Origin of the sequence: Umezawaea sp. NPDC059074 (assembly GCF_042738955.1) — a bacterium.
Classification (GTDB): domain Bacteria; phylum Actinomycetota; class Actinomycetes; order Mycobacteriales; family Pseudonocardiaceae; genus Umezawaea.
In genome coordinates this window covers 29,418-49,841 of the sequence record NZ_JBHYHC010000067.1, presented here as the reverse complement: position 1 = coordinate 49,841, position 20,424 = coordinate 29,418, and the positions used below count along the sequence as shown (strand labels likewise).

At 72.4% G+C, this 20,424-nt stretch carries 19 protein-coding genes and 2 pseudogenes; 13 read left to right on the top strand and 8 right to left on the bottom strand.

Translation table 11 applies throughout. The features are described 5' to 3' along the window. Positions 1-44 precede the first annotated feature (44 nt). Positions 45-890 carry an NAD(P)H-binding protein gene (locus tag ACFWW9_RS27480; protein ID WP_390383772.1) on the bottom strand — a complete coding sequence of 282 codons (846 nt, stop codon included), beginning with the start codon at positions 888-890 and terminating at the stop codon, positions 45-47. 80 nt (positions 891-970) lie between these two features. Between ACFWW9_RS27480 and ACFWW9_RS27475 the strand changes: the two genes are divergently transcribed. Beyond that, positions 971-1,897 (top strand): AraC family transcriptional regulator, encoded by a 927-nt coding sequence (locus ACFWW9_RS27475; protein WP_390383770.1) that lies wholly within the window; start codon positions 971-973, stop codon positions 1,895-1,897. A 21-nt stretch (positions 1,898-1,918) separates the two neighbouring features. Here ACFWW9_RS27475 and ACFWW9_RS27470 read toward each other — a convergent pair whose 3' ends face one another. After that, on the bottom strand, positions 1,919-3,520 hold the full coding sequence (locus ACFWW9_RS27470) for an FAD-binding oxidoreductase (RefSeq protein ID WP_390383768.1): 1,602 nt from the start codon (positions 3,518-3,520) through the stop codon (positions 1,919-1,921). Between the two features lie 54 nt (positions 3,521-3,574). Here ACFWW9_RS27470 and ACFWW9_RS27465 point away from each other — a divergent pair. Continuing rightward, positions 3,575-4,447: pseudogene (locus ACFWW9_RS27465) on the top strand (BTAD domain-containing putative transcriptional regulator); the annotation flags it as partial. 24 nt (positions 4,448-4,471) lie between these two features. On the opposite strand, the pseudogene ACFWW9_RS27460 reads toward ACFWW9_RS27465, so the two are convergent. Together ACFWW9_RS27460 and ACFWW9_RS27455 are read right to left on the bottom strand one after the other, a co-directional pair. Further along, a pseudogene (locus tag ACFWW9_RS27460) lies at positions 4,472-4,546 on the bottom strand (twin-arginine translocation signal domain-containing protein); the annotation flags it as partial. 650 nt (positions 4,547-5,196) lie between these two features. Then, complete coding sequence (locus ACFWW9_RS27455; protein ID WP_390383766.1) at positions 5,197-6,495, bottom strand: amidohydrolase family protein; 1,299 nt, start codon at positions 6,493-6,495, stop codon at positions 5,197-5,199. A gap of 132 nt (positions 6,496-6,627) precedes the next feature. On the opposite strand from ACFWW9_RS27455, the gene ACFWW9_RS27450 reads away from it, so the two are divergent. The 4 genes from ACFWW9_RS27450 (at position 6,628) to ACFWW9_RS27435 (ending at position 8,256) form a co-directional block, all read left to right on the top strand. Continuing rightward, positions 6,628-6,984, top strand: a complete 357-nt coding sequence (locus ACFWW9_RS27450) for a winged helix-turn-helix transcriptional regulator (RefSeq protein ID WP_390383764.1) — start codon at positions 6,628-6,630, stop codon at positions 6,982-6,984. Between the two features lie 187 nt (positions 6,985-7,171). Continuing rightward, a complete protein-coding gene (locus ACFWW9_RS27445) occupies positions 7,172-7,438 on the top strand; it encodes a GlsB/YeaQ/YmgE family stress response membrane protein (protein ID WP_390370681.1) in 267 nt (88 codons plus the stop codon). Positions 7,439-7,581: 143 nt separating this feature from the next. Then, positions 7,582-7,986 carry a hypothetical protein gene (locus ACFWW9_RS27440; protein ID WP_390383762.1) on the top strand — a complete coding sequence of 135 codons (405 nt, stop codon included), beginning with the start codon at positions 7,582-7,584 and terminating at the stop codon, positions 7,984-7,986. 75 nt (positions 7,987-8,061) lie between these two features. Continuing rightward, the gene (locus ACFWW9_RS27435) at positions 8,062-8,256 is read left to right on the top strand and encodes a PspC domain-containing protein (protein WP_390383760.1); all 195 of its coding nucleotides are present in this window, start codon (positions 8,062-8,064) and stop codon (positions 8,254-8,256) included. A gap of 54 nt (positions 8,257-8,310) precedes the next feature. On the opposite strand, the gene ACFWW9_RS27430 is transcribed toward ACFWW9_RS27435, so the two are convergent. Next, on the bottom strand, positions 8,311-8,871 hold the full coding sequence (locus ACFWW9_RS27430) for a TetR/AcrR family transcriptional regulator (protein ID WP_390383758.1): 561 nt from the start codon (positions 8,869-8,871) through the stop codon (positions 8,311-8,313). Between the two features lie 59 nt (positions 8,872-8,930). Here ACFWW9_RS27430 and ACFWW9_RS27425 point away from each other — a divergent pair, with 59 nt between their 5' ends. Then, on the top strand, positions 8,931-9,557 hold the full coding sequence (locus ACFWW9_RS27425; RefSeq protein WP_390383756.1) for an NAD(P)-dependent oxidoreductase: 627 nt from the start codon (positions 8,931-8,933) through the stop codon (positions 9,555-9,557). Then, positions 9,554-10,426, top strand: a complete 873-nt coding sequence (locus ACFWW9_RS27420; RefSeq protein WP_390383754.1) for an SDR family NAD(P)-dependent oxidoreductase — start codon at positions 9,554-9,556, stop codon at positions 10,424-10,426. Before ACFWW9_RS27425 ends, ACFWW9_RS27420 begins: the two co-directional genes overlap by 4 nt. A 4-nt stretch (positions 10,427-10,430) precedes the next feature. On the opposite strand, the gene ACFWW9_RS27415 is transcribed toward ACFWW9_RS27420, so the two are convergent. Then, on the bottom strand, positions 10,431-10,643 hold the full coding sequence (locus tag ACFWW9_RS27415; RefSeq protein WP_390383752.1) for a hypothetical protein: 213 nt from the start codon (positions 10,641-10,643) through the stop codon (positions 10,431-10,433). Between the two features lie 130 nt (positions 10,644-10,773). Between ACFWW9_RS27415 and ACFWW9_RS27410 the strand changes: the two genes are divergently transcribed. The 3 genes from ACFWW9_RS27410 (at position 10,774) to ACFWW9_RS27400 (ending at position 15,707) form a co-directional block, all read left to right on the top strand. Further along, positions 10,774-12,999 carry a LuxR C-terminal-related transcriptional regulator gene (locus ACFWW9_RS27410; protein ID WP_390383750.1) on the top strand — a complete coding sequence of 742 codons (2,226 nt, stop codon included), beginning with the start codon at positions 10,774-10,776 and terminating at the stop codon, positions 12,997-12,999. Between the two features lie 102 nt (positions 13,000-13,101). Then, positions 13,102-14,280 carry an Acg family FMN-binding oxidoreductase gene (locus ACFWW9_RS27405; RefSeq protein WP_390383748.1) on the top strand — a complete coding sequence of 393 codons (1,179 nt, stop codon included), beginning with the start codon at positions 13,102-13,104 and terminating at the stop codon, positions 14,278-14,280. A gap of 38 nt (positions 14,281-14,318) precedes the next feature. Beyond that, entirely contained in the window at positions 14,319-15,707 is a 1,389-nt protein-coding gene (locus ACFWW9_RS27400; protein ID WP_390383746.1) for an FAD-dependent monooxygenase, read from the top strand. Positions 15,708-15,714: 7 nt separating this feature from the next. On the opposite strand, the gene ACFWW9_RS27395 is transcribed toward ACFWW9_RS27400, so the two are convergent. Next, positions 15,715-17,118, bottom strand: a complete 1,404-nt coding sequence (locus ACFWW9_RS27395; protein WP_390383744.1) for an amidase family protein — start codon at positions 17,116-17,118, stop codon at positions 15,715-15,717. A 31-nt stretch (positions 17,119-17,149) separates the two neighbouring features. Further along, positions 17,150-18,538, bottom strand: a complete 1,389-nt coding sequence (locus ACFWW9_RS27390) for a DHA2 family efflux MFS transporter permease subunit (RefSeq protein ID WP_390383742.1) — start codon at positions 18,536-18,538, stop codon at positions 17,150-17,152. Positions 18,539-18,664: 126 nt separating this feature from the next. Here ACFWW9_RS27390 and ACFWW9_RS27385 point away from each other — a divergent pair, with 126 nt between their 5' ends. Next, on the top strand, positions 18,665-19,141 hold the full coding sequence (locus tag ACFWW9_RS27385) for a winged helix-turn-helix transcriptional regulator (protein ID WP_390383740.1): 477 nt from the start codon (positions 18,665-18,667) through the stop codon (positions 19,139-19,141). A 204-nt stretch (positions 19,142-19,345) separates the two neighbouring features. Beyond that, positions 19,346-20,424, top strand: a 1,079-nt coding sequence (locus ACFWW9_RS27380; RefSeq protein ID WP_390383738.1) for a hypothetical protein, incomplete at its 3' end; no start/stop codon positions are given.

Below are 20,424 nucleotides of genomic sequence, written 5' to 3'. Positions count from 1 at the left end.
CTGGGGGACTGGTCGCGGCCGTGCGCCGGGGGGCTCGGTGGCGGTCAGACCGCCCAGCCGCCTTCCTCGGCGGTGGTCTTGGCGAACTCGGCGAACGTGCGGGCCGGACGGCGGAGAGCGCGCTCCACGCCGTCGGACAGGTACTCGTCGGTGCCCTTGCGGATCGGCTCGACCATGTCCGCGAAGCCCTGGGCGTCCTCGGGGGACAGGCCCTGTTCCACCAGTTCCGCGACGAAGTCCTCGACGGACAGCGGCACGTAGCGGACCTCGCGGCCCGCGTGCTCGGAGATCGTGGCGACGGCCTCGGCCAGCGTCACGGCCTTGGGGCCGGACAGCTCGTAGACCTGGCCCGAGTGGCCGTCCTCGGTCAGCGCGGCGACGACCACCGCGGCGATGTCCTCGGCGTCGACGAAGCTGGCGGCGCCGTCGCCGCCCGGCAGCCGCAGTTCGCCCGCGCGGACGAAGTCGGCGAAGAAGCCCTCGCTGAAGTTCTGGGCGAACCAGCCCGGCCGGGTGATCGTCCACTCCAGACCGCTCTCCCGCACGGCCGCCTCGCTGTCGAGGAGCCCTTCCAGGATGCCGCTGCTGTCGGTGGCGTACTCGGGGTTGTCGAGGCCGCGCCCGGAGGCCAGCACGACCCGGCTCAGACCGTGCTCGACCGCGCGCTCCACGAAGGGGCGGACGAGCGAGGTGCCGTCGAGCTGCACGATGTAGGCCGACCGCGCGCCTTCGAGCGCGGCGTCCCACGTGCCGCTGTCGGTCCAGTCGAAGACCTGCTCACCGTGCCGCGCGGCGGCGCGGACCGGCAGCCCCTTGGCCCGCAGCTGCTTGACGACGCGGCCGCCGGACTTGCCGGTGGCCCCGGTGACGAGAATTGGTTGATCAGACATGACTCCATCCAACCGCTTGACATCGAGAGCCTCCATGGCTAGAGCGCTCCGTTTGATGTCTGTGCGTCTACGCTGGGGGCATGGACGCCGTTTCGGACCTGCTGGCTGACGTACGGGCGCGCGGCGCCGTCTTCCGGCAGGCGGTCATGCGACCCCCGTGGGCACTGCGGATGGCCAGCGGGGCCCCGCTCACGCTCGCCACGATGGTGCGCGGCCACGCCTGGATCGTCCCCGACCGGGGCGAGCCGGTGCTCGTGGAGCCGGGCGACGTCGCCGTCGTGCGCGGCGACGTGCCGTACGTGGTCGCCGACGACCCCGCCACCCCGCCCTCGCTCGTGGTGACCAGCGCCGACTACTGCTCGACGGTCGAGGGCGTCGAGCCCGCGCGGGGCCGGACCTGCGGGGTGCCGGAGGACGGGGCGGGCGTGCTGCTCAGCGGGGCGTTCGAGCGGCGGGGCGAGCTGAGCGAACGGCTGTTGCAGGCCCTGCCCCCGGTGCTCGTCGTGCCCGCCGCCTACCCGACGGCCGACCTGCTGGCCGAGGAGATCGCCAGGGACCGGCCGGGCCAGCAGTTGGTGCTCGACCGGATGCTGGACCTGATGCTCGTGTCCGCGCTGCGGAGCTGGTTCGACAACCCGACCGCCGACGCCCCGGCCTGGTGCCGCGCGCTGGAACTGCCGGTCGTGGGCGACGCGCTGCGGCTCATGCACGACGCGCCCGCCCATCCGTGGACGGTGGCGGACCTGGCGGCCAAGGTCGGGGTGTCGCGCGCGGCGCTCGCCCGCCGGTTCACCGCCGAGGTCGGCGAGTCGCCGATGGCCTACCTCGCCAACTGGCGGATCGCCCTGGCCGCAGACCTGCTGCGCGAGACCGACCACACCGTGGGCACGATCGCGCGGAAAGTCGGCTACGCCAACGCGTTCGCGCTCAGCGTGGCGTTCAAGCGCCTGCGCGGCAGCCGCCCGAGCGACCACCGCAACCCGGAACCGGCGTGGCGGGCGAGCTGACCCCGCCACGCCGGTCCGAGGTCAGCCGGGCAGCCGCACCGACAGCGCGTGGTTGAACACGTCGCGCGGGTCCCACCGGGCCTTGACCCGCTGGAGCCGCGGGTAGTTCCCCTTGTAGTACAGGGTGGACCACGGCACGCCCGAGGTGTTCCACGCCGGGTCGGCGAGGTCGACGTCCGCGTAGTTGATGTACGAGCCGTCGTGCAGCTCGCCGGGGACGGGGACGCCGCCGGTGTCCGCGTGCATCTCCCGGTAGAACTCCCGGATCCACCGCAGGTGCCCGGCGTCCTCGGCGGGGTCGGTCCAGGACGTCATGTAGACGATCTTGTTGATCGAGTCGCGCTGGGCCAGCGCGGTGGCCGTCGGCGGAACGGTGTTGACCGCGCCGCCGTAGGAGGTGATCAGCCAGCCGCCGACGGGGTTGTCGTAGTCCGTGCCGGTGAGCCGGTCGTAGCCGATGTCGAGCTGCCGGTCGGGCATCGCCTTGCGCAGGTAGGACGCCTTCACCTTCGCGCGGGTGCCGCTGAACGTGTCCGGGGTGCGCGACAGCAGCGACGACATCAGCCACGGGTCGCGGCGCACGTCGTGCGTGAACGGCACGCCGACCCCGTCGTTGAGCGCGGCGAGGTAGTCGGCCAGCAGCCGGTCCGCGTCGGGCCTCGTGCCGTCCAGGGTGGTGTTCAGGTCGAGGACGCCGGACTGCTTGCGCAGCACGGTGAACAGGCTGTACAGCCCGGCGTAGGGCGAGCCGGGCGCGCTGTTGCGCTCGTGCCACCGGCCGTGGTTGCGCAGCAGCCTGCGGAAGGCGTCGCGGGTCATGTCGGGCCACGACCACCGCACCAGGCTGTCGAGCACGGTCGCGGGCGGTGAGGGCAGCAGCGCGGTCGGGTCGTTCGAGGTGGCGTCGGGGGAGCGGAACCAGTACTTCGTCACCACGCCGAAGTTCCCGCCGCCACCGCCGGTGTGCGCCCACCACAGGTCGTGGTTCGGGTCGGACGGCCGCCTGCTCGCGGTGACCAGCTCGGCCCTCCCGCTCGCGTCGACCACCACGACCTCGACGGCGTGCAGGTGGTCGACCGAGCTGCCGTGCAGCCTGCTCCACCGGCCGTAGCCGCCACCGCTGACGTGCCCGCCCGCGCCGACGGTCGGGGTCAGCCCGGCGGGGACGGTGACGCCCCACTTCTTGTAGAGCGTGCGGTAGACCTCGCCGAGCCCGGCGCCCGGCTCGACGAAGAACGCGCCGCGCGCCGGGTCGTAGCCGGTCTCGTTCAGCTCCGACAGGTCGATGACGACCTGGTTGGACGGCGAGTGGACGAAGTCCTCCGAGCAGTGCCCGCCGCTGCGGACGACCACCTTCAGGCCCGCGTCCACGGCGTACTGCACGGACCGCACGACCTGGGCGGCCGAGGCGACCACGTGCACCTGCCGCGGCGTGGCGACGAACCGGGCGTTGGAGCCGATCACCAGGTCGGCGTACCGGCGGTCGGCCGGGGTGACGACCGTGGCGGGCGGTTCGGCCGCCTCGGCGGCGGTGGCGGTCCCGCGGAGCACGGTGGGGACGGCGGCGGCGACGGGCAGCACCGCCGCGCCCAGCAGGAGCTTTCGGCGTGACTGGTCGGTCATGGAGAGGTCCTCCCGAACCTGTGCGGACGAGGGCGACCGGATTCCTCAATCCGAATGGGAATCGCGGATCGCGGTCGATTTCGCTTTCGACCGGAAGCGTCGCCGAAAAGCGCACCCGCCCGCCCGGTCCGCGAGCCTCCGGAAACGGAAGTGCAGCTTCCTGAGCACGTCGTGGTCTGGAGCGTTCCCGGTATCCCGCCATACGGTTCTCCCAACGGCGTCGACGAGATCGCGTCGGAAGGGGAATCGAGGAGAACCGACAACGGGAATCGCCCGTTCGGCGATGTCCCGCTTCGTGGTGGTTCGAACCGCTCGCGGCTGGGGGGAAACATGCGATTCCACGTGTTGGGCCCGCTCCGGGTGCTCGACGGTGATCGCCCGGTGCCGGTGAACGGGGTGCGCCAGGGGGCGACCCTGGGGTACCTGCTGCTGCACGCCAACGAGATGGTGCCGATGAGCAGGCTGATCGACGCGCTCTGGCCGACGAGGGTCCCGCCCACCGGGCGGCAGGTCCTGCACAACGCCGTCTTCCGGCTGCGCGGCGCTTTCGCCACCGCGCGGAGCACCCACCGGGCGGAGCTGTCGCGCGTCGGGCCGGGGTACGCGCTGCTCGTCGACGAGGAGTGCCTGGACCTGGCGTCCTTCCGGCGCCTGGCCTCCCGCGGTCGCACCGAACTGCGGGCGGGCCAGTGGGAACGCGCGTCGGCGACCTTGCGCACCGCGGCGCTGCTGTGGCGGGGCCCGGCGCTGGCCGACCTCGCCGAGCACGGGTACGACTGGCCGGAACTGCGGTCGCTGCACGACGAGCGCACGGCGGCGCTGGTCGACCGCGTCGACGCGGACCTCGCGCTGGGGCGCAACGCCGACGTGATCGGCGACCTGGAGCACCTGCTGGACCACCGGTCGCGCGGACGACTGCGCCGCGGCGGTGCCCGCGCCGAGCGCCGTGGCGGCGACGGCGAGACCACTCGCTTTCAGCACTCGTCTCCGGGACACCCCGCGATCGTCGTTGTGCCCTGCCCCCATGTTTTTCCTCACTGCTTGTTCCTCATCTCGACGGCGGTTCACCGAATCCGGTGAAGTGCATTGGTCGTCTCTGGACTCGCCGCGCGGGATATGCCATAGTCGTACTCGCGTAGTCGTACGAATACAAAGTGTGCGCGCCAGAGTGTGGTGATTGTTTCCGGTCTCGTTGGACAGCCCTGTCCCGCGACCTGGAGATCTGCGCTCGGGTGGTCGACGGAGTGCCGAAAAAACGTCATGCCAGTACATGCGCATGACTTCGGCACCGGTCGCGACCTCGAAACGGCGACGGCCTGAAACCTTTGTTCCCCACTCGTCGGCAATCGTCAGGTGCGACTGTCGACGGAAATGCGAGAACGGGAATTCAGGCGAAATCATCGCCGCTGTGGTTGAGCCCCCAGTACTTCATTGCTGCTCGGATTGCGGGACGATTCCCGACCCCGGCGAGCCCTCGCCGCGGCAGGTTCCCCGACCGCCCCGCCACCGTTCCGCGTCGAACGGTCCGCCCCCGCGGGCATGGCCCAAGTCAAGCCGCCTTCCGCGAGACGAGCCATGTCTACGACGCGCCGATCGATGTCTCACCGTCTGCCGCGGCCATCGTTCGGACGAACACGCCGGGGTGCACACGGTCCTGTCGCCTCCGCCTCGGCACGTCAGCCGTGCGAACGGAGTCGGGTGCGGGAGTGCCGCACGAGGTCGCGGGCGGCTCGGGCGTGCGGGCCGACGAGCCTGCCGTGGTCCTTCACGACCTCGCCGTCGACGATCACCGTCTCGACGTCCGCGGGCCCTGCCCCCAGGACGACGGTGGTGACGGGGTCGGCGTAGCCGTCCAGGTGCGGGGAGCGCAGGTCGAGGAGGGCGAGGTCGGCCCGCTTGCCCGTCGACAGGCTGCCGATCTCGTGGTCCAGGTGCCAGACCTCCGCGCCGCCGAGGGTCGCGAGTCGCAGCACGTCGCGTGGAGTGAAGTCGACGGTGGGGACGGCCTCGTGCCTGGCGACCGCGGCGGCGTTGGTGCGGGAGCGTTCGGCGGCCAGGGCGAGGCGCATCTCGGAGAACAGGTCGGTGCCGGCTCCGGTGACGGTGTCGACGCCCAGACCGGCCGGGAGGCGGTGGCGCAGCGCGTCGCCGGTGGCGGGGTAGGTGCCCAGGGCCATCAGCACGTCGGTCGAAGGTGTCAGCGAGATCGATCCGCCGGAGTCGGCGATCAGCTCGAACTCGTGCCGGGACAACCGGGTGGCGTGGACGTGGTTGACGTCGGGGCCGAGCAGCCCCAACCGGTCGAGGGTGGCCACGGAGTCGGGGAAGCCCGCCATCCCGACGTGCACGGAGATCGGCAGCCCGAGGTCGCGGGCGAGCGCGAAGTCGTCCTTGGTCGCCGCGGGCGTGCCGAACGCGGGACCCGGTACGGCCAAGCCCATCCGCAGCCTGCCGTGGACGCCGTCGGCGAAGAACCGCTCGCGCACCCCGCGGACGTCGACCGGGTCCGGCCCGCTCGGTCCGCCGTGCAGGAAGACGCCGCGGATCCCCGAGTCCGCCAGCGCCCGGACGACCGCGTCGGTGTGGGCGGGGCTCACCAGGTTGTGGGACCAGTCGGCGACGGTCGTGATCCCGGCGTCGAGCGCTTGCAGCGCGCCCCAGAGGGTTCCGGCGTAGCTGTCGTCCGGGGTGAAGTGCGGCGCGACCCGCCCCAGCACCTCCCGCGAGTACCCGATCAGCGAGTGCCGGTCGGCCAGCCCGCCGAGCGCGCCCTGCCACACGTGGCGGTGGGTGTCGACCAGTCCCGGCAGGACCAGCCGCCCACGTGCGTCCACCACGCGCGCGTCGCTGGCTTCGAGCCCGTGGCCCACGGCCGCGATCCGCCCGTCGCGGATCAGGACGTCCCCGCCGGGCAGGTCCCCGGTGGTCTCGTCGAGGGTGACGACGAAGCCGCCGGTGATGAGCAGGTCTCGCACGGTTCCACGCTTTCTCGACGGCGGTGTCGAACCAGCCGCCAGGTATACGATCGGTACTGCCTCCAGCCTGCGGCGGAAGGCCTCTGCTCACAAGAAGGCAGTTCCGACTGCCCAGGTATCACCGGGGGAACCATGACGGTCGACGCGCACCAGGCGACGTTGCGCGCGATCCTCGGCCGGATCGGCGACAAGTGGTCGGTCGTGGTGATCTGCCGCCTCTCCGACGGCCCGCGCAGGTTCAACGAGCTGAAGCGCCTCACCGACGGCATCACCCAGCGGATGCTGAGCGCCACCTTGCGCCACCTGGAACGCGACGGCCTGGCCACCAGGACCGTCCACCCGACCGTCCCGCCCAGCGTCGAGTACGCCCTCACCGACGCGGGCCACAGCCTCCACGAGGTCCTCGCCCAACTCGTCCGGTGGACCGAGTCGCACGTGGACGGAATCCAGCGCTCCCAGGAGACCTACGACACCGCCGCCCGCCGGTGACCTTGTCCCGCTCCCCGCGAGTGCGTGTCTGAAGAGGACGACGAGGAGATTCGGCGGTGCTGAGAAGTGCCGCGCGGATCCGATGACAATTCATGTTTGGCGCGGGTGCCCACCGGCTACTCCTGGTTCGAGCAGGGAAGAGCCAACGACGGTCCGTCGTTGCCGCCGAAGAAGGGAAGACGTCATCGTGGGCATCTTGGGTTGGATCGTTCTGGGCCTCATCGCGGGTGCCATCGCGAAGGCGATCATGCCCGGCAAGGACCCCGGCGGCATCATCGTGACGATCCTGATCGGGATCGTCGGCGCCATCCTCGGCGGCTTCATCGGCCGCGCGCTGTTCAACAGCGACATCAACAGCTTCTTCGACCTGAGCACCTGGCTGCTGGCCATCCTGGGCTCGCTGGTGCTGCTCGGCATCTACCGTCTCGTGACCGGTCGACGCACGCACGCCTGACCCGAACGCACGGCCGGAGCCCCGGACACCACACGGTGTCCGGGGCTCCGGCCGTTTTCGGGACACACCGAGCCGAGGGTGTTCGGTTTGTGCGAGCAGGCCGAGGGCTACCCACGGGACACCTGGAGCGGAGAGGCGCCCGAATGAGGTTCGCGTTCACGTTCGACCGTGCCACCGAGGTGGGACTCCTGCTGGCGGGCATCACCCGGCGCAATTCGGTCGTGTTGGTCGACGACGAGTGGTTCACCGCGCGTTTCGGGGCGTGGACGGTGCGCACGCCGCTCGCCAACGTCGCAGGCGCGTCCACCGGAGGGCCGTACCACTGGTGGAAGGCCGTGGGGGTGCGGTTGTCGTTGGGGGACAGGGGGTTGACGTTCGGGTCGTCGACGCGGGCCGGGGTGTGCGTGGTGTTCCACGAGCCGGTGCGCGGTCTGGACCCGTGGGGGCTGGTGCGGCATCCGGGGTTGACCGTCACCGTGGAGCGGCCGGACGAGCTGGTCGCGTGCCTCGGTGGTGGGCATCGGCCGGGGGACGAGGAAGTCGCGTAGCCGCGTTTCGCGAGTGTGGTGTGCGGGCACCCCAAGGGAAAGATCTTCGTTGCCGGATCGGGAGAAGGGCGTTCCATGGCTTCCACGATGTCCACCACGCTGAGCAGGCCGAGGCACGACCGCAAGATCGCCGGGGTGTGCGCGGGCCTCGCCGAGCGGTGGGGCATGAAGCCGGGAACGGTGCGGCTGCTGTTCGTGCTGTCCTGCCTGCTTCCCGGTCCCCAGTTCGTCATCTACCTCGCGCTGTGGGCCATCCTGCCCTCACGCTGACGACCAGCTCTGCCAACGAATGGCCCCCGGTGTGATCCGGGGGCCATTCGTGGTTCAGGGAGTGGTCCACGTGCCCAGCGCGGACAGGGTGGCTTCGACGAGGGTGGTATCCGGGGCGGAGCGTTCGATCGTGCTGCGGTAGTAGAGCGGGCCGATGGTGAGGGCCGCCGCGTGGTCGCTCGGGAGGACGAGGGTGAGTTCGCCTCGGGCCTCGGCGTCGTCGAGGACGGCTGCCAGGCGGGTGGTGAGGATGTCGGCGAAGCGGGCGCGCCTGGCGTCGACGACCTCGTCCCACAGCGCCGAGTTGGCGAGGGTGGTGGAGACGGCTCGGACGTCGTCCAGGGCCAGTTGGTCGGCGATGGCCGTGAGTTCCCGGCGCAGCCAGTCCTTGGTGGGGACGGTGGGGTTGTCGAAGAACGGCATCGGCACGGTGGCCATCGCCTCCACGAGCAGGAGGTCGGTGCGCGGCCAGTGCCGGTAGACGGTGGCCCGGCCCACGCCCGCGCGTTCGGCCACCTGCGCGTGCGTCACCGCCGTCGGGCCGCTTTCCAGCAGCAGTGCGCGGGCGGCGGTCAGGATCGCCTCTTGGCTGCGGAGGAAGCGGGGGTCGGTCACGGGCCCGATTCTATGAGACGACTTGACTCACAGTCCATCCGGCGGGCATCCTGCAAAGTATGAGACAAGGTGTATCGCAGAAGACGGTGGCGGTGCTCGGGGCCTCGGGTGCGACCGGGCGGCACGTGGTGGCGACGGCGGCCGAGCGAGGGCACGACGTGGTGGCGCTCGTGCGTCGTCCGGGGGCCTTCGCACAGCGGGAAGGAGTGCGGGAGGTGATCTGGTCCGCTGTCGCCGAGGCCCCGGAGTTGGCGGGCGTCGACGTGGTGATCAGCGCCCTCGGCGGGGCGGACAAGGGGCCGACGACGGTGTGCGCCGACGGCATCCGGTCCGCGGTGGCGGCGATGCGCGAGGTCGACGTGACGCGCCTGATCGCGGTCAGCGCGCACGGGGTGCTGGAGACCCACGACGGGTCGTTGTACTCCCGCGCGGTGTGGTTCCGCGTGGCGGAACGCATGCGGGACAAGGAGGAGATGGAGAAGGTCGTCACCGAGTCCGAAGTGGACTGGACGCTCGTGCGGCCGCCCGCGCTGTCGAACGCCGGCGCGACGGGGGAGTACCGGACCGGTGTCGACCTGCCGATCCGCCTGTGGAGCTCCATCGGCCGCGCCGACCTGGCCGCGTTCCTCGTCGACGAGGCCGAGAACCCCCGCTACGTCCGGGCCCGCCCGCGGATCACCCGATGACCGCGGCACCGGACCTGCGGAACGAGGTCGCGGTCGTCACGGGCGCGAGCGGCGGCATGGGGCGGATCATCGCCACCAGCCTCGCGAACGCGGGCGCGCACGTGGTCGCGATCGTCCGCGACCCCGCGCGGGTCGACCGCGGGCTCGACGTCGTCGTCGCCGACCTGTCCCGGCGCGCGGACGTCATCGCCGCCGCGAAGGTCGTCGCGGACCGGCACGAGCGGATCCACCTCATCGTCAACAACGCGGGCGCGCACTTCGCCGAGCACCGGCTCTCGGCCGACGGCGTCGAGATGCACCTCGCGCTCGACTACCTGGCCGCGTACGGCCTCACGACCCTGCTGGACGGTCCGCTGCGCCGCGGCCGGGCGCGGGTGGTGAACGTCGCCAGCGACACCCTCAACGACACCCGCCAGGTGAAGCTCGTCGGCAAGCCGAGGCCCGCGACCGTCGACCTGACGGGCGTCGAGTCCTTCGCCGACCTGAACCCCGTCGAGGGGTTCGTGCCGTTCGAGGCCTACGCGCGGGCGAAACTCCTGACCGTCACGGCTGGTTACGCCCTCGCACGGGACTTCGAGCCCGACGCGGTGACCGTGAACGCCCTGCACCCCGGCATCGTGGCCACCGACATCATCGACGACCTCGTGCCCGCGGGCCTGCGCCCGTTCCGCGGGCTGATCCGCCGCGGGATGCTCACCCCCGCCGAAGGGGCCGGGACCGCGCTGCGGCTCGCGACCGACCCCGAACTGGCAGGCGTCACCGGCCGGTACTTCGTCCGCGACGACGAGGCGACCACGCCGCCGGTGTCGCACGACCTCGTTGTGCAGCGACGGTTGCTCGCCCTCAGCGAGGCGCACTTCGCCCGCTGAGGCGTCAGCGCGTGGACCGCATCGAGACCACGTCGTGGCCGCTGTCCCAGAGCAGGGTCATCAGGGCCCGTTCCGCGGCCGGGTCCAGGCCGTCGACGACCAGGGTGGTGCCGGGTCCCGGTCCGCGGCGCGTGGTGACCTCCCCGAACCTGCTGCCGATCAGGTCGAGGAGCGAGTCGGCGAGCGGACCGCCGATGCCCAACTCACAGCGTGACACCCTGCCTCCCGTTCCGTCTCAGGACCACGATCCACGGCGCGCGGGGCCGGCGCACCACCCGGCCACCGGAGCCACCCTGGGTAGGGGCCCGTGGCACACTCGGCGGAGTTCACGACGGCACAGGAGAGTCATGACCTCCCCCCGCCCCGCCGGACCGCTGCTGGCGGTCAAGCACACGGCACCGCCGGTACGACCGGGCTCCGTCGAGCGCTCCGGGCTGGTGCGGTCGCTGCGCGACGCCGTCACGCGCCTCACGCTCGTCGCCGCGCCCGCGGGCTGGGGCAAGACGAGCCTGCTCGGCCTCTGGGCCGCCGACCCCGGCCCGGACGTCGTCGTGGCGTGGGTGTCGCTGGACGAGGGCGACGACGACCCGGTCCGGTTCTGGCGCTACGCGCTGACCGCGTTGCACGAGGCGGGCGCGATCGGACCGGCCGCCCTCGACGCCGTCGTCGCGCCCGGCACGGAGCCGATCGACCTCGCCCTGCCGATCCTGCTCAACGAGCTGGCCGCGTCCTCGTCGCGGCACGTGCTGGTGCTCGACGACTACCACGTGCTCACCGACGCGCGGATCCACGAGAGCCTCGAATACCTCGTCGGCTACCTGCCGCCCGCGTTGCGGATCGTCGTCGCAGGCCGGGCCGATCCGCCCCTCCCACTGGCCCGGCTGCGGGCCCGTGGCGAGCTGACCGAGCTGCGCGCCGACGACCTGCGCTTCACCCTCGCCGAGGCGGCCGAACTCGTCGGGTCCGTCTCCGGCCGTGCGCCGGACGACGGTGACGCGGCGGCGGCGTGGCGGCGGACCGAGGGCTGGGCCGCGGGCCTGCACCTGGTCGGGCTGGCGTTGCGCGGCGGAGGTGGGGCGGGGGACCGGCACGTGCTGGACTACCTCGCGTCCGAGGTGCTGCCCTCGCTCGACCGGGCGAGCCGGGACCTGCTCGTCGCGACCGCGCCGCTCGAACGGCTGTCCGGCGCGCTGTGCGACGCGGCGCTCGGCACCACGGGTTCGGCGCTGGTCCTCGACGGGCTCGACCGGGCCGACCTCTTCGTCACGCCGATGGACGCCGCCCGCGAGTGGTACCGCTGCCACCCTCTGCTCCGGGACGCCCTGCTGCGCGAGTCGCGGGACGAGCGCGCCGCCCACGACGTCCTCGCCCGCGCCGCCGCCTGGTACGCGGGCCAGGACCGCCTGGACGACGCCGTGCACCACCACCTGCTCGCGGGCGACCCCGCCACGGCCGCCCGGCTGCTGCGGGACCGTGCGGACTGGTTCCTCGACCGGGGGATGGCCACCACGTTCCTGCTGCTCGGCGAGCGCCTGCCGGAGGACGTCGTGACGCCGCAGCTCGCGTTCGCCCTCGCCTACGCCGCCCGACCCGGCTCCGGCGACGGGCGCGTCGCTCACTGGCTGGACCTGGCCGAGCGCGGGACGGGACCGGACGAGGCCGTCTTCGGCTGGCACGACGCGCGTGCGGCGGTGCTGACCATGCGCGCCGTCAGCCTTCCCGAGTCGCAGGCGGACGTGGCCGTGGAGCTGGCCGAGCGGGCGGTGGCACTGGAGGACGCCGCCAACGCCGGGCCGTCCCCCGCGGCGCGGGCCGCGTTGGGCAGCGCCTACGCCCGGAGCGGTCGGTTCACGACGGCCGCGCCGATGCTGCTCGACTCGTGGCGGCAGCGGGACACCGCGGGCTGGACCGTGGGGCTCTCGGTGCAGATCGGCGGCCTGCTCGGTCTCGTGCTCCTCGCTCTCGACCGCGGTGACGACGTCGACCGGTTGCTGCGCCAGACCGTGCCGCTCGCGGACACCGTCGAACGCGACTGGGGCGCGGCCGCGAGCCCGGTCGTCGCCGCGTTGCGGGTCGTCCAGGGCCGGTGGTCCTACCTGCGCGGTGACGTCCGCGAGGCTCGTGACCTCCTCGACCGGGCGACGGTGAACGCCGACGCCGACGGGCGTCACCTGACCGTGGTCGCAGCGCTCGTGTTCCTGGCCGACGCCGAACTCGGGGTCGGCCACGACGCGGCCGCGCGTGCGGCCCTCGCCCGTGCGCGCGAGTTCGTCGAGGACAACGCGCCGGTGACGCCGGTCGCGGCGGAGTGGTTGGAGCGGGCCGAACAGCGGATCGGCCGGGTCTCGATCCGCGCGGCCACGCGGCCGGGCGGGCTCGTCGAGCCCCTCACCGACCGCGAGCTGTCGATCCTGCGGGTCATGCCGGGATCGGGGTCGCAGCGCGAGATCGCCGCCGCGCTGCACCTGTCGATCAACACCGTCAAGGCCTACACCAAGAGCCTGTACCGCAAGCTCGGCGTCGGTGCGCGCGCCGACGCCGTGTCCGCCGCCCGCCACCTCGGTCTCATCTGACCCACCCAGGGTGCAATCGGCGCGGGGGTGCTGCGCCGCCACCCTCGTCGTCCCGATCCTGGTCCCGCTCGCACCACCCCCTTCCCGAGCGGAGGCCCCCCGATGCGGACCGCCTTGATCGACCCGGCCGCCGACCGGAAACCCGGCTGGAGCCGCCGCCGCTTCGTGAAAGCCCTCGGTGCGACCGTCGTCGTCGCCGGTACCGGTGCCCTGGGCTACCGGATCCACGACACGGCGGCCCTCAGTTCGGGGCACGGCGAGGCCTACGACCCGTGGCGGCACTGGCGGGAGACGCCCGGACTGCTCGGCGCGGTGGCGGCGGCGGTGCTGGCGGCCAGTCCGCACAACACCCAGCCGTGGCTCTTCGGGATTCGCGCCGACGCCGTGGACGTGTACGTCGACCCGACGCGCGACACCGGCACGGTCGACCCGTTCCACCGCGAGCGGCACGTCGGACTCGGTTGCGCGATCGAGAACCTCGTGCTGGCGTGCCGGGCGCGCGGACTGCTGCCCGACGTGACGCTGCTGCCCGACGGGCCGTCCGGTGCGCGGATCGCCGAGGTGGCCGTGCACGACGGTCCGCCGGTCGCCGATCCCCGGTACGACGCCATCGGTGACCGGCACACCAACCGCGGTCCCTTCGAGGACAGGCTCATCGGACTGGACACGGTGACCGGGTTGGTCGATCGGACCGGGACCGGGGACGTCGAGGTGCGTTGGATCGTCGACCCGGAACCCCGTGCGGCGTTGGGCGGGCTCCTGGTCGACGCGGCGGCGGCCCTGTGCGCCGACGAGCAGCAGTCGCGGGACAACTTCGCGTGGTTCCGCAACGACGACGAGATCCAGCGGCACCGCGACGGGCTCACCTTGGGAGGCCAGGGTTTCGGTCCGCTGGAACTCGCGGCCGCCAAGGTGCTGCCCGCGTCCTCCCGCACCGAGGGCGACCAGTTCTGGCTCGACCGGACGAGGACCGTGCACACCGCGACCGCCGCGGCGTACGGCGTGATCACCACCCGCACGCCCGACGACCGGGCCACCCAGCTCACCGCCGGGCGGCTGCTGGAACGCGTCCACCTCACCGCGACCAGCCGCGGCATCGCCCTGCACCACATGAACCAGATCACCGAGCGGATGGACCGCGAAGGCGCCACCGGGTTCGGGCCGCGGTTCGCCGCGCTGCTGCCGGTGGGGGAGACGCCGCTGCTGACCTTCCGGGTCGGCTACCCCGTGCGCGAGGCGGCCCCCAGCCCACGCCGCTCGGCCGCGCAAGTCCTCCGCTGACCTTTTCCATTGCCGGACAACAAGACAGGAGTGTCGTCGTGATCGAGAAGACCACCGTGGCCGTCATCGGCGCGGGCCCCACCGGACTGCTGCTCGCCGGTGACCTGGCCCGAGCGGGAGTCGACGTGACCGTGCTGGAACGGCGCGGGACCGAGTCCAACCTGACCCGCGCGTTCGGCGTCCACGCCCGCACGCTGGAGCACCTGGACGCCCGAGGGCTGGCGGACGAGGTCGTCGCCGGAGGTGCGCCGGTGCGCCGCCTGCGCCTGTTCGACCACCTCGGGATCGACCTGGCGACCTTGCCGTCCAGGTTCCCGTACCTGCTGATCACCCCGCAGTACAACGTCGAGCAGGTCCTGGAGAAGCGCGCGATCGCGGCGGGCGCGCGGGTCGTACGGGACGCCGAGGTGACCGCGTTGCGGCAGGACGCCGACGGCGTCTCGATCACCGTCGGCGGCGCGGTGGTCCGCAGCGACTACGCGGTCGGCGCGGACGGGGTGCGCAGCGTCGTGCGCGAGGCCCTCGGGCTGCCGTTCCCCGGCAAGTCGGTGCTCACCTCGATCATGCTCGCCGACGTGCGGCTGACCGACGCCCCGGAGGACGTGCTCGCGGTCAACGCCGTCGGCGACGCGTTCGCGTTCGTCGCCCCCTTCGGCGACGGCTGGTACCGGATCTTCGCCTGGGACCGCCGCCACCAACTGCCCGACACCGCTCCCGTGACGCTCGACGAGATCCGCGCCGTGACCCGGCGCGCGTTGGGCAGCGACTTCGGGTTGCAGGAGGCGCGGTGGCTCTCCCGCTTCCACAGCGACGAGCGCCAAGCGCCGCACTACCGGGTGGGGCGGGTGTTCCTGGCCGGGGACGCCGCGCACGTGCACTCGCCCGCGGGCGGGCAGGGCATGAACACCGGGCTCCAGGACGCGGCCAACCTCGGCTGGAAGCTCGCCGCGGCGGCGCAGGGTTGGGCACCGGACGGCCTCCTCGACACCTACGAGCAGGAGCGGCACCCGGTCGGCCGTCTCGTGCTGCGCAGCAGCGGCGCGATCATCCGGCTCGCCATGGTCAAGTCCCGCGTCGGCCGACTGGCCCGCACCGTCGTGGGCGGCGCGGCGCTGCGCCTGCCCCCGGTGGCGCGCAAGGCCGCGGGCACGATCTCCGGCATCGGCATCGACTACCCGCACGCGCCGCGGGCCCACGACGTCGAGCTGCGGGACGGCCGCCGGTTGTACGAGGCGTTGCGCGACGGCAAGTTCGTGCTCCTGGCCCCGGAAGCGGCCGGGCCCGCGATCGTCGGCCGGGAGGACCGGGTCGTGCTCGCCCCGCCCGCCGACGCGGCACGCCCGTGGAGCCTGGTCCGCCCCGACGGCCACGTGGCGTGGCAGGGCGGAGCCGACACCCTGCACGCCGCGCTGACGAGCGCCGTCTGACCGTCGGTCAGACGGGGTCGAGCACGCGTTCCACCCGCCGCGCCACGTCGAGGAGCGAGCGGTCGTGGCCGTGCCGCCCGTCGAGTTCGAGGCCGAAGGGGAGACCGCTTCCGGTGCGGCCCAACGGAAGGCTGATGGCGGGCAGGCCCGCGCCGCTGGCCGGGATGGTGTTCCTCGCGAGGAACAGGTGGTCGACCTCCTGACCCGCGACCGTGAACGTCCACTGGCTGGAGATCAGCGGGGCGGGGGTCGCCGTCGTGGGCAGGAGGAGCGCGTCGACACCTTGCGAGGTGAAGACCGCGTCGAGGCGGCGCTGGAGTTCCGGGCGGTCGACCGACACCGCCTGCTCGAAGTCCTCGGGGGAGAGGAACCCCGGCCCGGTCGGCACGACGAGCTGGTCCCACGCCTCCTTGAGCTGCGGGTTGAGGTCGTGGTGGATCTCGTCGAAGGTGACCGGGAAGTCGTTGTGCCGCAAGAACTCCGAGACCGCGTGGCGCGTCTCGCGGAAGAAGATGTTCCACGTCAGGCGTTGCGCCAACACCGAGAAGTCGTCGCCGAGGTCCACCCCCACGACTTCGGCCCCGTCGTCCCGGAGACGGGCGAGGGTGTCGGTGAACCGCGCGGCGATCTCGGGGTCGACGAGTCCCAGGTGGTGTTCGGGGGAGTAGGCGAACCTCAAACGGGAACGCCCGCTGGGGGCGACACCCGTGTCGTTGGTGACGATCCGGTCGATCAGCTCGCAGTCCTCGACGCCGCGGGCGAGCAGGCCGGGCGTGTCGAGGAGGTGCGAGACCGGGGCGACGCCCCCGCGTGGCCACCGCCCGGTGGTCGGCTTGAAACCGACCACCCCGGTCAGCGAGGCGGGCACCCGCACGGAGCCGATCGTGTCGCTGCCGAAGGACGCGGGCACGATCCGGGCCGCGACGGCGACCGCGGAGCCGCTGGACGACCCTCCGGACACGCGGTCGGTGTCGTGCGGGTTCCGCACCTGGCCGAAGTGGCCGTTGGCCCCGGTGAGGCCCCAGGACATCTCCACGAGGGTGTTCTTGCCGAAGACGATGCCGCCCGCGTCCTTGATCCTGCTGACGATCTCGGCGTCCCGCGTCGGGACGAAGTCCTCCAGGGTCTTCACCCCGAGCGTCGTGCGCAGGCCGCGGGTCGCGTAGCTGTCCTTCACCCCGAACGGCACGCCGAGCAGGGGAGCGGTGGACCCCGCGGCGCGGGCGCGGTCGGCGTCCTGGGCCGCGGCCAGCACGGCGGACTCGTCGACGGAGATGAAGGAGTTGAGGTCCGAGTGGCGCCGGGCGCGGTCCAGCAGGGCGGTCGCGTAGGACTCGGCGGTGATGTCGCCCTGGCGGATCGCGGCGGCGGCCGCCGCGACGCCGAGGTCCGCCGGTTCGTCCTGGTTCATGGGAAGGCTCTTTCCGTTCGTCGGGGCGGAATCAGGCGCGGTGGGTCATCGCGGGCGCCACGGCGGCGGCGAGTGCCGCCACCACCGCGAACGTCCACCAGGCGTGCTGGAAGACGGTGTGCGCGACGTCGTAGGTCGTCGGGTTGCCGAGGATCGCGACGAGGACGCTGACGCCCAGCGCCGTGCCGAGTTGGCGGCTCATGTTGACGATGGCGCTGCCGGTGGCCGACTGGGACGGTGGCAGGTCGGCGGTCGCCGAGGACAGGATCGTCGGCAGGGCGAGCCCGACGCCCGCGCCGCCGATCAGCAGGCTCGGCAGCATCGCCGTGGCGTAGTGCGGTTCGGCGGTGACGACCAGCGAGGTGTACAGGCCGCCGAGGCCGTACAGCAGGCTGCCCGCCGCGACGAGGTGGCCGGTCGGGACGCGGTGGGCGAGCCGGTGCGCGACCACGGTGAACAGCGGCACCATCGCCGGTCCGACCGCGACGGCGAAGCCGGTCCTGATCGGCGAGTAGTGCCAGACCTGTTGCAGCCACAGGATGTTGGCCAGCAGACCGGCGGCGAACGGCACCGAGAACAGCAGAGCCGTCGCGTTCGACCAGGCGAACGACCGCACCCGCAGCAGGACGGGGTCGATCACCGGGGTGGCGTGGCGGGCCGAACTGGCCAGGAACCCGCCGAGCGCCACGAGCGTGACGACCCACGTGGTGAGGATCCGCGAATCGGTCCAGCCCCAGTCGGATCCCTGCACCAGCCCCAACGTCAGCGCCCCGACGGCGACGATCAGCAGCCCCGCCCCGAGCACGTCCGGGAGCGGCTTCGCGTCCTCGTCGCGCGACCGCGGCACGACCAGCGCGGTGGCGACGAGCGCCGCGATCCCGACCGGGACGTTGACCACGAACACCCACCGCCAGGACGCCGCGACGAGCAAACCGCCGATGACCGGGCCCAACGCGGCCGCGAAAGCCCCGCTCGCGGCCCAGATGCGGACCGACCGGACGCGGTGGTGCGCCGGCGCGGAGGCGATGACCAGGCCGAGGCTCGACGGCGTCAGCAGGGCCGCGCCGACGGACTGGACGACCCGGAAGACCACCAGCCACCAGACGCCGTCCGTCGCCGCGCAGGCCGCGCTGGCGGCGGTGAACAGCCCCAGCCCCACCAGGAACGTGCCCTTGCGGCCGAACCGGTCGGCGATCCGACCCGCCGGGACCAGCAGCGCGGCGTAGACGATCGTGTAGGCGTTGAGGATCCACGACAGGTCGGCCAGCCGCACGCCGCCGAAGTCGCGGCCGATGTCCTCGAACGCCACGTTGACGATGAACACGTCGAGGCTCGCCATGAACGCCGCGAGGCACAGGACCAGGAGGACCGCGTTGGGGTGGTGCGGGGCGGTCACCCGACGCTGACTTGGAAAAAGCATAGCCAGGACCGTACGGGCCTGACTATGGCGAACACAAGTCAGCATCGGAGTGCGGGCTGTCACAGCTCCGCGTCGGCGTCGCCCTTCTGGCTATGCTGGAAGGAAGCCAGGCGAGCGGAGGGCACGATGGACGACTCCTTCACGTTGGCGCCTCCGCTGACCGACCGGGACAGCTGGACGGCGGCGGAGTGGTGCCCGATGGAACGGGCGCTCGACCTGATCGGCACCCGCTCGGCGATGACGCTGCTGCGCGAGGTCTTCTACGGCGCCAGCCGGTTCGACGACCTCGCCCGCCGGGCAGGCGTGACCCCGGCGGTCGCGTCCCAACGCCTGCGGCAACTCGTCGAGAACGGCTTGCTGGAACGCAGGCCGTACCAGGAGCCGGGCCAGCGGACCCGCTACGAGTACGCCGTCACCGAGCGGGGGCTGGAGGTCTTCCCGATCATCGCCGCCCTCGCCCACCTCGGCGACCGGCTGCCCGGCGGGACCGGGAGGGCGGTCGAACTCAGCCACGCGGGCTGCGGCGAACCGGTCATGACCGAGGTGCGCTGCGCCGCCGGTCACGTGGTGACGCCTGCCGACACGGTCGTGTCGATCCTTTAGCGCGTAGTCGATTTCCTCGCTGAGGTCGAATTCCCGTCGAGCGGCTGGTTGCCTTTTCGGCTGGAATAGAGTGCCTTTGACGTCACCCGATTGTCGGAGTGCTCCGGAATCCGTTGATACGTCGGGCAAGGGGCGGCCGGGACCTGTGCGAATGGACACCATGCTCTAAAGGCCGATCCGTACATCGTCACGGATCCCGATCTGGTGCGGCACCCGGACAAGATCGTCGCCGCGCTGGAGGGCGACGGGACGCTCGACCGGTTCGGCATCAAGTCGACGAACGCGACCGGGGGGAAGGTCCCGCCCAGCGCGAAAGCGGCGAGCAATCCGCCGTTCGTCATCGACAGCTCGGAATACCCGCGGAGTTCCAAGCCCGTGGACCCGTACCGCTACACCACCGGACCCGAGTGCGACGACCACGCCGAGCAGGCGACCGAGGACGCAGGCTGGATCAAGAACCGGTTCTCCTACTGCCAGAAGCACGTGGTCGCCATTCCCGCCGTGTCCTGCACGATCTTCCCGATCCGGTGCCGTGTCGAAGGGGTGTTCGTCGCCCGCGCCACGCTGATCGGGTTCGGCAAGATCGGGTCGCACGAGGAGTTCGCCACCCAGCGCTGGGCTGATTTCCGGCTCGGCGTCGAAGTGCTGACGGCGACGGGTCCGTTCAACGACGACGCCGACATGGAGGCCTCCGTCGAGTGCCTCAACCGGGACAAGCTGGGCAGCCTCGACCCGCCTGAGGACCTGGTGGACTGGTGGCGGCTGACGGACGGGTTCGACGACCCGCGCGCGGGCAACCTGGTGCCCGTCGTCTTCCAGCCGTTGCCGGTCACCGAGGTCGTGCTGGAGCACGCCCGCCTGTCCGGTTTCGCGGACGCGGACTGCTGCCCCCGTGGACACCTCCCGGCGGGGGAGGTCGGCGGCGGGTACTGCACGGCCACGATCCCGATCTGCCGGGACGTCGGCGGCGACGTGCTCGTCGTCGACCTGCGGCCCGGCGACCAGCACGGCAGGCTGGCCCGCTACTCGACCCGGCAGGGTTTCATCCCCACGGAGTGGGCGGGCACCACCGCCCTGCTCGCCGACCTCGCCGACCGCCTCCACCGCACCAGCGCCGACACCGGTGCTCCCGGACCGGGTGTCGGGGGGCCCCCCCGGGGGGGGGTGGGGGGGGCCGGGGGGGGGGGGCGGCGGGGGGGCGCGGGCGGGGGCCGGGGGGGGGCGGGGGCCCGCCGGGGGGCTGAGAACCACAGGAGCGGGCCCCCGCGGGGGGGCGGGTGTAA

What these genes read in the sequence shown, in the direction of transcription:
- ACFWW9_RS27480 (WP_390383772.1), bottom strand. Translation starts at nt 890, where the DNA reads ATGTCTGATCAACCAATTCTCGTCACCGGGGCCACCGGCAAGTCCGGC.
- ACFWW9_RS27475 (WP_390383770.1), top strand. Translation starts at nt 971, where the DNA reads ATGGACGCCGTTTCGGACCTGCTGGCTGACGTACGGGCGCGCGGCGCC.
- ACFWW9_RS27470 (WP_390383768.1), bottom strand. Translation starts at nt 3,520, where the DNA reads ATGACCGACCAGTCACGCCGAAAGCTCCTGCTGGGCGCGGCGGTGCTG.
- ACFWW9_RS27450 (WP_390383764.1), top strand. Translation starts at nt 6,628, where the DNA reads ATGACGGTCGACGCGCACCAGGCGACGTTGCGCGCGATCCTCGGCCGG.
- ACFWW9_RS27440 (WP_390383762.1), top strand. Translation starts at nt 7,582, where the DNA reads ATGAGGTTCGCGTTCACGTTCGACCGTGCCACCGAGGTGGGACTCCTG.
- ACFWW9_RS27435 (WP_390383760.1), top strand. Translation starts at nt 8,062, where the DNA reads ATGGCTTCCACGATGTCCACCACGCTGAGCAGGCCGAGGCACGACCGC.
- ACFWW9_RS27425 (WP_390383756.1), top strand. Translation starts at nt 8,931, where the DNA reads ATGAGACAAGGTGTATCGCAGAAGACGGTGGCGGTGCTCGGGGCCTCG.
- ACFWW9_RS27420 (WP_390383754.1), top strand. Translation starts at nt 9,554, where the DNA reads ATGACCGCGGCACCGGACCTGCGGAACGAGGTCGCGGTCGTCACGGGC.
- ACFWW9_RS27410 (WP_390383750.1), top strand. Translation starts at nt 10,774, where the DNA reads ATGACCTCCCCCCGCCCCGCCGGACCGCTGCTGGCGGTCAAGCACACG.
- ACFWW9_RS27405 (WP_390383748.1), top strand. Translation starts at nt 13,102, where the DNA reads ATGCGGACCGCCTTGATCGACCCGGCCGCCGACCGGAAACCCGGCTGG.
- ACFWW9_RS27395 (WP_390383744.1), bottom strand. Translation starts at nt 17,118, where the DNA reads ATGAACCAGGACGAACCGGCGGACCTCGGCGTCGCGGCGGCCGCCGCC.
- ACFWW9_RS27390 (WP_390383742.1), bottom strand. Translation starts at nt 18,538, where the DNA reads ATGCTTTTTCCAAGTCAGCGTCGGGTGACCGCCCCGCACCACCCCAAC.
- ACFWW9_RS27385 (WP_390383740.1), top strand. Translation starts at nt 18,665, where the DNA reads ATGGACGACTCCTTCACGTTGGCGCCTCCGCTGACCGACCGGGACAGC.